Raw genomic sequence first — 11,760 nt, 5'->3', positions numbered from 1 at the left:
TCGTCCGGCTGTGATGCAAAGGACCTTAAAGGACCTTAAACGCAAAAAAGGCCGATCCATCTGGACCGGCCTTTTTCAATTCAGCTGCGAAACGATTAGACGGTTTCGGATTCTGATTTACGGCTTTCGCGTTTGCGCACGTTCGGATCGAGGTGCAGCTTACGAATACGAATGCTTGTCGGCGTTACTTCGACCAGCTCGTCGTTCTGGATGTAGGCAAGGGCCTCTTCCAGGGACATGCGGCGCGGCGGGGTCAGGGTGATGGCGTCATCCTTGCCCGATGCACGAACGTTGGTCAGTTTTTTGCCTTTGAGGATGTTAACCTCAAGATCATTGTTACGATTGTGTTCGCCAATGACCATGCCTTCGTAAACGCGCGTACCCGATTCGATGAACATCGCGCCACGATCTTCCAGACCCCAAAGAGCATAGGCAACCGCGTCGCCCTGATCGTTTGAAATCAGAACGCCGTTACGACGGCCTGCAATGGCACCTTTGACCGGGCCATAGGAATGGAACACACGGTTCATAACGCCGGTACCGCGGGTATCGGTCAGGAATTCACCGTGATAGCCGATCAGGCCACGCGACGGTGCGTGGAAGATGATACGGGTCTTGCCGCCACCTGATGACCGCATATCGGTCATTTCGGCTTTGCGCAGGCTCATTTTCTCAACAACCGAACCGGCGTATTCTTCGTCAACGTCGACCTGAACTTCTTCGAACGGCTCAGACATGACGCCGTTGATTTCCTGGATCAGAACGCGCGGACGCGAGATCGAAAGCTCATAGCCTTCGCGGCGCATGGTTTCGATCAGAACGCCAAGTTGAAGTTCGCCACGACCGGCGACTTCAAATGCGTCTTTATCAGCGGTTTCACCGATCTTGATCGCGATGTTACCTTCGGCTTCGCGTTCAAGACGGGCACGGATCATGCGCGAGGTAACTTTGTCGCCTTCCTGACCAGCCAGCGGCGAGTTGTTGACCGAGAAGGTCATCGCCAGCGTCGGCGGATCAATCGGCTGACTTGCAATCGCGGTGGTGATTTCGGTCGAGCAGATGGTGTCGGCAACGGTTGCGTTGGTCAGGCCCGCAATTGCGATGATGTCACCAGCATTTGCTTCTTCCTGTGGCACACGATCCAGACCGCGGAAGCCCATCAATTTGGACAGACGGCCGGTTTCAACCGTGCCATCACCGCGAAGAACCTTAACAGGCATGTTGAGTTTCGCACGTCCCTGCGCGATACGACCGGTCAGGATACGACCCAGGAAGTTATCGGCATGCAACATGGTCGCAATCATTGCGAACGGTGCGTCAACGTCTGCCTTCGGAGCCGGAACATAGCTCAGAACCAGATCCATAAGCGGGGTCAGGTTTTCTTTCGGACCTTCTGGGGCTTCGGCAGCCCAGCCATCACGGCCAGATGCATAAAGCGTCGGGAAGTCGAGCTGTTCATCGGATGCTTCAAGCGACACGAAGAGATCGAAGATCTCGTCGAGAACTTCTTCGGCGCGCTCATCCGGACGGTCGATCTTGTTGATGATGACGATTGGCTTCAGGCCAAGCTTCAGGGCTTTACCCAAAACGAATTTGGTCTGTGGCATTGGGCCTTCGGCCGAGTCAACCAGCAGAACAACACCATCAACCATCGACAGGATACGTTCGACTTCACCACCGAAATCGGCGTGGCCCGGGGTATCAACGATGTTGATACGGGTCTCGCCCCACTGAATTGCGGTCGGCTTTGCCATAATGGTAATGCCGCGTTCGCGTTCCAGATCGTTGCTGTCCATGGCGCGTTCATCAACGCGCTGGTTGTCACGATAGACGCCCGACTGGCGGAACATCGCATCGACGAGGGTGGTTTTGCCATGGTCAACGTGAGCGATGATGGCGATATTGCGCAAGTTCATTGGCGCGGACTCCAGAATAAAAATGCCGCGCGCCGGGATGTGTCCCTTGCGCATCGGTCAGTAAAAGTTTCAAGGCCAGTAGATATTCAGCCGCCCTAAGACCGGGTTCATCCGGTCGGCAAGGTCAAACCCGCGCAATTTGCGCAGCACGGCACATGCTGAATGTTTACTGGCCCAAAGACATTTTGCAGGCTGGCTCGAAAGCTGCCCTGTCATAGCCAATGTGGAGGCGAATGACCAGCCTCGTGCACGCCATGCGGGGTTGATTTTTCTGCAATGCGGGCTGTTTGCGCTAAACTCTGTATAAAGTCAATGCTTGTGTGCAGTGCAAAGCCACGGAATCTGTGCTGTTTGCCAAAATAAAACGGGACGGCAAACAAATATTGCCGTCCCGTGAAATCTTTCGAGGTCTGTCTCAGGGCATGTAAATCATGTCCTGCGAACCGATCAAATGGCCTTGTTGATCAGGTCCTTAAGGTCGGCAACCGGGCGTGCGCCCATATGTGAAATGACTTCGGCGGCGCAAATCGCACCCAGCTGACCACAGGTCGCAAGGTCATGCCCCTTGGTATAGCCATAGAGGAAACCCGATGCGAACAAATCACCGGCCCCGGTGGTATCAAGTACGCGCGCGACAGGTTCGGCGCTGATTTCATACAATTCGTTATCTGAAACAATCACCGCACCCTTTTCACTGCGGGTCAGGGCTGCGACCTTGCAGTGCTTGCGAACTTCGGCCAAGGCTTCTTCAAAGGTTTCAACCTCATAGAGCGACTTGATTTCGTCTTCGTTGGCAAACAGCACGTCAATATGGTTATGCACCAGATCGCGGAACGATTCGCGATGACGGTCAACGCAGAATGAGTCAGACAGGCTGATGGAAACCTGACGGCCTGCTTCGTGGGCGACCTTGGCAGCTTTGATAAAGGCGTCCTTGGCTTCTGGACGATCCCAAAGATAGCCTTCCATGTAGGTCAGCTTTGCCGATTTGATCAGATCCTCGTCGATGTCTTCCGGGCCAAGTTCCGCACAGGCACCCAAAAAGGTGTTCATGGTGCGGTCACCATCCGGGGTGACAAAAATCAGGCAGCGCGCGGTCGGCGATCCTGTGGTTGACGGGGTCGAATTGAACTGCACACCAATCGCACGAATGTCATGGCGAAACACCTGACCGAGCTGGTCATCGCGGACTTTGCCGATATAGGCGCCTTTGCCACCAAGGGCTGCGATGCCGGCCATGGTGTTGCCAGCTGACCCGCCCGACATTTCCATGCCCGGCCCCATCTGTTCATACAAACGATCCGCATCATCCGCGTCGATCAGGGTCATAGAGTTCTTAACCAGGTTCAGCCGTTTGAGGTCTTCTTCCTTGCAGTTGGCAAGGACATCAACGATGGCGTTTCCGATCCCGACGACGTCAACTTTGGTGTCGTGCATGTAATTCATTCCTGCGATGTGTGCGTTTGCGTGTTTGGTTCGTACGGTATGGCGCGCAGGCCTTCCGCGCAACGGGCCGTTTGGACACGTGCCGAACCGGACCGTCTTTATATAATAGGTGACGTTATATCATAGGGGCCATTGGGCATTGGCGGGAGTATAGGCATTGCAATTATTGGTGCAAGTGTTGCGACCGTTTCGTGACCGGTCGTTTAACCGCGCGTTAAGGACCTGAAAAACTACATACGATGTTTTTTGCGCCGATTTTGAAACGAGATTCCCGAGCCTGCAGTTTAAACATCGTGCGATCAGTCAATTGAATCCCATCCGGCGGGGAAGAATGAATCATAAGTCCCGGAAAACTGCCAGATTTCGCAAATTAGCGGTCCGTGATGCACAACAAGGGACATTCCCCGGATTTGAGGGTGAGAACGGAGCAAAAATACGCAAACAAGAATTTTTAACTGTTTTTAATCTCGAATTTTACCCGCATTCGATTTCTTTGAAACAACGGACAAACTGGTTTGTATTGAAATAAGAGTAATAATTTATCTGTATAATGATCAGTATAGATAATATTGATTAATCTAACATAGCGAAAAATGGCATTTTAACATGCTGTGCCGGTTTGTGGCCGACCATGCCTTCATTCGAGTCAATGGTCGCTTGAGGAGGGGGTGTCAGACGCGCTTGTGGTGTTGGTAACTGACATCAAATTGGGATAAAGCGGGATTGGCGCATTGTCTTTTGCGTCGTTTTTGACACTGTCATCATCTGTGACGGCAGGGGCTTTTGTTTTGGTGATCCCATCGGTGTGGCAGAGGACATCAAGTCCAAGCCGATCGCGTAATTCTTCGATAACCGCTTCGATTCTGGTGCGATGAAGTGGGTCTTCACACAGGGTTACAAACTGTTCAAAGGCGCCCAGCGCCTTATGATCTTCATTAAGGCGGGCATACAGTGCACCGAGCTGATGCCACAGGCCTTCATGGTCGGGTGCGATCAACAGGCTATGCTCGATAATGCGGGTCGCATGGGTCAATTCCCCGGCACGAAGCGCACGAACCTTAATGTTGTTTTGAAGTCGTAACAAAATAGAAACGTCGGAAGATTCGCAATAATGGCGGGGTTCGAGTTCGGCATCGAGGCCACTAAACGATTTTAAAAGTTCGCGTAGCTCGGCCGGGCCAAGGGCAATGCCGCCATGGAACGGATCAATCATGCGGCGTTTGCCATTTGACTGCAGACGCAACAGAAAATGACCGGGGAAATCAATGCCGGTGATCGTAAAGTCACAACGGCGCGCCACATGGATATAAAGCATGGCCAGCGCAACAGGCAGACCACGTTTGCGGTCCATGACCTTCATCAGATCGGCGTTTTCCATGTCATCATAGTTTTCCGCATCCCCCTGAAAGCCATGTCGGGTCGGGATGACAGATTGCAGCGTCGATACGATTTGTTCGATGGAGGCCTGTGCCAAGGTTTCTGGAGCCAAGGTGTTGTCTGGCGCCACCTTGGCGGATGCCACTGTGTCGTGCCCGGATGACGCCAACAGGGCCGCAAGATCGGAACGAACCTGATCGGCCAGATCATCAAGCCGCGCAAGATACGGTGCAATGTCGCGTGCGTTGTTTGGATCGTTGATCCGTGCAAAACGCAATGCGGCTTCTGCTGCCGTGGCGTCGGGCTTATTGCCCTTGCCATAATCGACAAGCCATTGGCGATCCGGATCGGTCGGGTCTGTGATGTGGCGAATACTGTTAATAGGATCAGGTTCCTTGCCGGTTTGCATCATTTTTCAGGCGGATATGGCTGACCACCCGTCTAACATAGCTGGTATCGCGGGCATGTGCGATGACGCGATTGCGTTCAAGGTCATCCTGGGCAATCCCCATCAGATGCACCGTGCCCTTTACGGTTTCGATGCTGTAATTAATCGCAAAGACATCGGTATCAAACATCAGGGCCGTTTTAATGCGGGTCGTGATCAGAAGGTCGTTGGCATTGTCCATGAAGGATGCACCTTCGCCGACACTGATTTCATTAAGCACACTGCGTACACCACCAACCTGCCAGGTGAGTTTCACGGCTTCAAGTTCGTCCGTTGCTGATTTGACTTCACCAGCCAGAAGAACTTCGCCTTCGACAACTTCGATCTCGATATTGAGAAACAGGGATTCGTCCTGTGCCAGAAACTTTTGCCAGATTTCAGCTGTAATTGCCGTGTCGCCTACTGCCCCTTCAAATCCGCGTTCCTGAAAGGCCGCGACCCCGGCGGTTGCCCCGGCTCCAATGGCCATCGATGTGCAGCCCGCCAACGGCAGAATGCCAAAACCGGTGAATGCCAAGGTTAGTAAAATACAAAAACGCCGCTTGGCATTGCTTGGCCATGTGCCAATGAAATGCCGGGCTGTGTCATATGCTGACGCCATATGCCGAAGTCTCGTCCCGATTCCCCAAATAATGTCCCATCATTACCCCATCGGGTTAAGGAGTTTTAAAATCCGGACCGGTTTATCAGAAAATATGCATTTTATCTTTGCCGAAGCCTTTTAACTTCGGGGTATTCAGTGGCGATGAGGGGCCGCCAGTTCCGACCAGCGTCCCGGTGTCAGGCCAAATGCCTGACGGAAATGCCGGTTAAAATGGCTTTGATCGGAAAATCCGGTTTCAGCCGCAATGCCCGCAAGCGGTTGACCCAGCGTGATCAGGGCGCGGGCCTGTTGCAGGCGCCGCATGATCAGATAGCGATAGGGTGTTGTTCCGAAACGGGCGCGAAAATGCCTGATCAATCGATAACGATCCATGTCGGCGACCTGTTCAAGTTCGTGCGATAGAACCGGGCGATCAAAATTGGCTTCAAGGAATGCGCGAACCTGCTCCATCTGCAGGCTTGCATTGTATCGCGATTGTTTCAGGGGTGTTTTGGCATGCTGTGAAAGACGATGTGCGATGTCGGTGACGAATTGATCGCGCAACAATGGATCGACGTCGCTTTCAAGTTCACCCAAAACAGATGCAAGGATCGCCCACAGTGCAGGATCGTGAATGATGGGATCGCCGACAAACGGCAGGGATGCTGTTTCATGATCAAGGCCGCGCCGCAAAAGGGCCGGTTCAAGATAGAGCATGCGATACTGCAAACCGTCATCGGTGCCCGCACCACCATCATGTAATTCATCGGGATGCAAAACAATGACGTTGCCCGGATTGCTGGCGCGATATTCGCCACGATAATTAAACGTCTGCACCCCGCGCATCGTAATGCCAAGCGCATAGGTGTCATGACGGTGTGGGGAAAACATATTGCCAAAGAACTGTGCTTCGATGCGTTCAATCCCGGGGGTGGCAGGGGCCGCAATGAACCGTTCACGCGTTTTGCACAAACGTTCAATACTGGGTTCACCGTCCTGTTCTATTGCTTCTGTCATGACCTGATAACCCAACCGGATGGAGGACGCATATGTTCGAGACCAAAGTGGCGCTGGTGTTGCGCGATGATTTGCAGATGTGGCAGTCACTGAATGTGACGGCCTTTCTGATGAGCGGCATTGTCGCCCAAACACCTGACATCATCGGCGAACCCTATGTCGATGCGAAGAACAATCTTTACAACCCGCTGTCACGTCAGCCGGCCATCGTTCTGGCGGCGGATGCGCAAACCATTGCGAAAATTCATCAACGCGCCATAAACCGTGGCATTCGGGCATCTGCCTATATCGAAGAAATGTTTGCCACCGGCCATGATGGCGCCAACCGGGATGTTTTTGCCAGACTGGCCCCCGATGACGCCCAGTTTGTGGGTATTGGCATTCATGCCGACAAACGCATTGTCGATAAAATCACCAAGGGCGCAAAAATGCATCCCTAAGATATTGGGGGTGTGGGTATTGGCAAATTAGCGCGGTTCTGTATGCCAGGCATTTTTCAGATGTTCGATCCGATACCATTTGCCAACAATCATCAGATCAAGACGCAAATCACCCTGATGGCCAATGTGCCCGGCATAGGATTCAAGCGCACGTGCAATGCGGTTTTGCTGTTGCGGGCGGATCGCCAGAAGGGCATCGGCGCGATTGATGCGGTTTTTAACCTCGATCGCGGCGATCAGGTTTGCGCGCTTGGCGATGATGTCAATTTCGCCAAGCGGGCTGCGATACCGGGTGGCAAGAATGCGATATCCCTTAAGACGCAACCAAAATCCACACAGGGTTTCTGCCCGACGACCGGCCTTTTCCGCCCGTTTGCGTTTTGATTTATCACCGGGCACCGGGGGGCGAGAACGCGACGGGGCCATGGCTTAGTCGTCCGATGGTTTGGCAAGTGCGAGCGCACGATTATAAAGGTCGCGTTTTTTAAGCCCGGTTTCCTTGGCAAGGATATCGGCCGCATCCTTGGTGCGGTGGGTTTTGATCAGGTCGGAAAGTCGGGCGTCGATGTCTTCGGGGCTTGGTTCATTCCCGGTTTCATCGGCGGGGCCGACAATGACCACAACCTCGCCCTTGGGCGCACCTTGTTCGGCGTAATGGGCGGCCAACTCATCAAGTGTGCCGTTGCGGACTTCTTCGAACATCTTGGTCAGTTCGCGGGTGACCGCGGCTTCGCGCGTACCACCAAGCATTTCAGCCATATCAACCAGACTGGCGGCAAGACGTTTGGGGCTTTCAAGGAAAATCAGACTGCCGGGGATCGGGGCAAAGCGCGCCAGTTCCTTTTTACGCGCCATGGTTTTGGGCGGCAGGAAGCCAGCATAGAAGAAATGGTCACTGGGCAGGCCCGACAGGATCAGGGCGACAATCGGGGAGGAAGCGCCCGGTGCTGCGGTAACGTTAAAGCCTTCGGCCTTACAATCGCGCACCAGTTTATAGCCCGGATCATTGATCAGCGGCGTGCCCGCATCGGAAATAAGCGCCAGTCCCTGACCCTTGCCAAGTCGGTCCATGATTTCCGGCCGCAATTTGGCGGCGTTATGTTCGTGATAGGCAATGCGTTTGGTTTTCACCCCATAGCGCGACAGCAATTTTCCCGATGTGCGGGTGTCTTCACACAGGATAATATCGGCGCGTTTGAGGATATCGAGTGCGCGGAACGTAATATCGCCCAAATTTCCGATTGGAGTAGCAACAAGATAAAGACCAGATGAAAGTGGCAAATGGCTTTCATCATGTTTACTTGATCGGTCGCCCGCATTACCCTGCGTGCGAAACGAGTTATCGGGAGGTGAGAGTGGATTCTCCGAAACGTCATCCGGGGCAAAATCAGGCGCCGCGTCGTCAGGCGTTGAAGAATTTTGATCGGGATTCGGCTTGGTGCCGTGTCGTGTGCCGGACGGCATCTGTGTTTGTCCTCTCTATCGGGCTAGCCGCATGTAGTGCGACCACGAGTATCACGGACCTGTTTGGCATGCAACGAGACGGGGCACCGGTGGAAACCGCCAACGACCCCGGCGCGAATGCGACCCGCGCACCGGATCAGGGATTGATCCCGGATGCCAATCCGTGGACAAACGATGCCGCCTTACCAGAAGGAGTGGGCGAAGAAATCCCGACATTGTTTAATGATGAGGCTGCAACATCGGAAAAACGTGTTGCGTTGTTATTGCCACTGTCAGGGCAGAATGCCGCCCTTGGCCGTGCGATGCGCCATGCGGCCGAACTGGCAATGTTTGATATCGCCGCGGATGATTTCATCCTGATGCCGATTGATACCGCCGGGACCTATCAGGGGGGGCAGAATGCCGCGCGTCAGGCGATTAACGCCGGTGCCAAGATGATCCTTGGTCCGCTGTTTTCCGAATCGGTTAGCGGTGCCAGCGAAGTTGCCAAATCGGCCAATGTGCCGGTGGTGGCCTTTTCCAACAACCGACGGGTTGCGGAAAATGGTGTGTGGGTCAACGGTCTGATCCCTGAAGACCAGATTGCGCGTGCGGTGGGTTATGCCACAACGCAGGGCAAATATCGTTTTGCCGCCCTGTTGCCGCAGAATGATTATGGTCGTCAGATTGCCGGTGCCTTGCAAAGTGTCGTGTCGCGCGTTGGCGGTACACTTGGCCGGGTTGCCTTCTATCAGCCGGGGTCCGAAGGCCTCCAGCAAACCATCCGCGATTTTGCAAATTATGACGCACGGCGGGCGAATTTGCGGGCGCGCAAGGCACAGTTGAATGCCGAAGGCGGGACTGCGGCCAAACGTGCACTGCGGCGTCTTGAAGGTGTCGATACCCTTGGTGAGCTTGATTTTGATGCCTTGATCCTGCCGGCAACCGGTGGGGACTTGCGTCAGGTATCGGCCCTTTTGGCCTATTTCGATATTGACCCGTCGGTGGTGCAATTCATCGGGACATTTGGCTGGAACGATCCGGGACTGTTTACCGAACCAGCCCTTAAGGGCGGGATTTTTGCCGCCCCGAACCCGGAAAACTGGGAACTGTTTGCGGATCGGTTTGCGCGCACCTTTGGCGATCAGCCGCCGCGCATTTCAAGTCTGGCCTATGACAGTACGGCATTGGCGGCCTTGATGGCGCGTGATGAAAACAATATGTCCGAGGCTGCGTTGACCAACACCAGCGGATTTGTCGGTGTGGATGGTGTGTTTCGCCTGACCCCAGATGGTCGGTCTGAACGGGGGTATGCCATCATGCAAATCGGGCCAGAGGGGGCAAAGGTTATTGCGCCGGCCCCGGACAGCTTTGATCAGGTATTCTGATTTGATCGGGTAAAACCGTATCGACAGTATGACGCAAAACGCCTGCCGGGTTATGCTCCGGCGGGCGTTTTGTCTTTGAAGTTGCACAGATCATTAACAATGCAGTCGCCGCAGCGCGGTTTGCGCGCCTTGCAGATATAGCGTCCATGCAGGATCAGCCAGTGATGGGCATGGGTCATAAAGCGCGAAGGCACCTTTTTCATCAGTCCCTTTTCCACCGCCAGAACCGTTTTGCCATTGGCCATACCGGTGCGATTGCCCAGACGGAAAATATGGGTATCAACCGCCATGGTATGTTCGCCCCAGGCAATATTGCGCACCACATTGGCAGTTTTACGCCCGACACCGGGCAGTTCTTCAAGCGCGTCCTGATCGTTGGGCACGATGCCATTATGTTTCTCAACCAGAATTTTGGCCGCAGCCATGACGTTCTTGGCCTTGCCGCGATACAGACCAATGGTTTTGATATGACTGATCAGGGCTTCTTCGCCCAGATCAAGCATGTCTTGCGGGGTTTCAACGATCTGAAACAGCTTCTTGGTGGCCTTGTTCACCCCGATGTCGGTGGCCTGTGCTGATAGGGCTACAGCAACCAGAAGCGTATAGGGATTGGTGTAGTCCAGTTCCCCCTTGGGTTCGGGATCGGCATCGGATAGACGCTGAAAAAAGGCGTCAATCGCGGCTTTGTTCATCGGGCGGGCCATGGCAGAAAACTCTTTCTTGGTGCCGCATTTTTGCGGTCGATTTGGGGAATGGCGTCTTGTTAACACACCGGTTCCGTGATCCGATCTCTTGATCTGCTATTATATAAACGTGCAGGGTCAAAAAATCGAATTCTGATTGCAGCCCGATCAAGGCCGGGCGCAAAATCGTCGCGTACAAGACGACCATGATCAGAGGGATATATAGTGCCCGCCGTACCGCGCAGTTCAAAACCGATCTTCAGCATTGCCCTGAGGCCGCCGCGTTCCCTGTCACGGCGCGGGGCGCGCAATGTTGTTTTTCTGCTGGCGGGGGCGACAACGACGATTGGCTTGATCTTTTGGTCGGTGGGGGCGTGGCCGGTGATCGGCTTTTTGGGGGTTGATGTGATTTTCCTGGCCCTGGCATTTCATTTCAGTTTTCGGGCGGCACGCGAAGAAGAACGGATTGAGTTGCATCCGGGGAATTTACGGGTGACGCGAATCCCGGTGCGTGGCCGACGTCAGCAATATGATTTTCAGCCATATTGGCTGCGCGTTGTTCTTGAGCGAGGTGAAGACGCGCAGTGCAGTCTTTTTTTGCAAACACATGGCAAAAGTCTGGAAATTGCCGGTTTTCTCGGGCCTGATGAAAAGGCCGATCTGGCCTCGCGACTTGAAGACGTGTTGCGTAAAAACCGTTGCTATCCGGCGCAAAACCCTGCCTGAGAAATTAGATTTGCGCGTTTTGCAACCCGGTTATAACCGATTTAAAAAGCGCGAATTTCAAGGATCAAAACCGGCCTTATGCGCCAATTTGGCGTTCTGGAGCGGGTTAAAATGCCCGTCATTGGATCAAAATCGGCGTTTGATCACCAAAAACACCCTAGATTCCCTGTTTTGACCGCTTGCGACTTTGTGGGGACTTTCATATATAGGTGCGCGGGGTAACGAAGAACCCCCAGAAAAATTACGTGTATTAACACCATTGGTCCCAGGAGGTCCTGCGCGGCGCTTCATAG

At 53.8% G+C, this 11,760-nt stretch carries 11 protein-coding genes; 3 read left to right on the top strand and 8 right to left on the bottom strand.

Going from position 1 to position 11,760, the window contains the following annotated elements; translation table 11 throughout:
- Positions 1–95 precede the first annotated feature (95 nt).
- The 5 genes from typA to AC0VXT_RS19770 all read right to left on the bottom strand — a co-directional run bounded on the left by typA (position 96) and on the right by AC0VXT_RS19770 (position 6,787).
- The gene (gene typA / locus AC0VXT_RS19790; protein ID WP_101301781.1) at positions 96–1,916 is read right to left on the bottom strand and encodes a translational GTPase TypA; all 1,821 of its coding nucleotides are present in this window, start codon (positions 1,914–1,916) and stop codon (positions 96–98) included.
- Positions 1,917–2,363: 447 nt separating this feature from the next.
- On the bottom strand, positions 2,364–3,353 hold the full coding sequence (locus tag AC0VXT_RS19785; protein ID WP_101301513.1) for an adenosine kinase: 990 nt from the start codon (positions 3,351–3,353) through the stop codon (positions 2,364–2,366).
- A gap of 655 nt (positions 3,354–4,008) precedes the next feature.
- Positions 4,009–5,151, bottom strand: coding sequence for a SirB1 family protein (locus tag AC0VXT_RS19780; RefSeq protein ID WP_475546785.1), 1,143 nt, complete (start codon positions 5,149–5,151; stop codon positions 4,009–4,011).
- On the bottom strand, positions 5,126–5,788 hold the full coding sequence (locus AC0VXT_RS19775) for a BON domain-containing protein (protein ID WP_475546784.1): 663 nt from the start codon (positions 5,786–5,788) through the stop codon (positions 5,126–5,128). The genes AC0VXT_RS19780 and AC0VXT_RS19775 overlap by 26 nt, the downstream gene beginning before the upstream one ends.
- Before the next feature lie 135 nt (positions 5,789–5,923).
- A complete protein-coding gene (locus tag AC0VXT_RS19770) occupies positions 5,924–6,787 on the bottom strand; it encodes an AraC family transcriptional regulator (protein ID WP_475546783.1) in 864 nt (287 codons plus the stop codon).
- Between the two features lie 32 nt (positions 6,788–6,819).
- Between AC0VXT_RS19770 and AC0VXT_RS19765 the strand changes: the two genes are divergently transcribed.
- Positions 6,820–7,227 carry a DUF2000 family protein gene (locus tag AC0VXT_RS19765; protein ID WP_022732855.1) on the top strand — a complete coding sequence of 136 codons (408 nt, stop codon included), beginning with the start codon at positions 6,820–6,822 and terminating at the stop codon, positions 7,225–7,227.
- Between the two features lie 27 nt (positions 7,228–7,254).
- On the opposite strand, the gene AC0VXT_RS19760 is transcribed toward AC0VXT_RS19765, so the two are convergent.
- On the bottom strand, positions 7,255–7,653 hold the full coding sequence (locus AC0VXT_RS19760; RefSeq protein ID WP_475546782.1) for a YraN family protein: 399 nt from the start codon (positions 7,651–7,653) through the stop codon (positions 7,255–7,257).
- 3 nt (positions 7,654–7,656) lie between these two features.
- The gene (gene rsmI, locus AC0VXT_RS19755; protein WP_022732853.1) at positions 7,657–8,691 is read right to left on the bottom strand and encodes a 16S rRNA (cytidine(1402)-2'-O)-methyltransferase; all 1,035 of its coding nucleotides are present in this window, start codon (positions 8,689–8,691) and stop codon (positions 7,657–7,659) included.
- A gap of 2 nt (positions 8,692–8,693) precedes the next feature.
- Between rsmI and AC0VXT_RS19750 the strand changes: the two genes are divergently transcribed.
- Positions 8,694–10,058, top strand: a complete 1,365-nt coding sequence (locus AC0VXT_RS19750) for a penicillin-binding protein activator (protein ID WP_475546781.1) — start codon at positions 8,694–8,696, stop codon at positions 10,056–10,058.
- A 50-nt stretch (positions 10,059–10,108) separates the two neighbouring features.
- On the opposite strand, the gene nth is transcribed toward AC0VXT_RS19750, so the two are convergent.
- Positions 10,109–10,750 carry an endonuclease III gene (gene nth / locus AC0VXT_RS19745; protein ID WP_033368946.1) on the bottom strand — a complete coding sequence of 214 codons (642 nt, stop codon included), beginning with the start codon at positions 10,748–10,750 and terminating at the stop codon, positions 10,109–10,111.
- A 216-nt stretch (positions 10,751–10,966) separates the two neighbouring features.
- On the opposite strand from nth, the gene AC0VXT_RS19740 reads away from it, so the two are divergent.
- On the top strand, positions 10,967–11,467 hold the full coding sequence (locus AC0VXT_RS19740) for a DUF2244 domain-containing protein (protein WP_022732850.1): 501 nt from the start codon (positions 10,967–10,969) through the stop codon (positions 11,465–11,467).
- Positions 11,468–11,760 lie beyond the last annotated feature (293 nt).

The sequence above is a fragment of the Thalassospira sp. Z349TD_5 genome (assembly GCF_056173045.1).
Note: the sequence above shows the minus strand (reverse complement) of the source record. Positions and strands in the feature narration are given on the sequence as shown.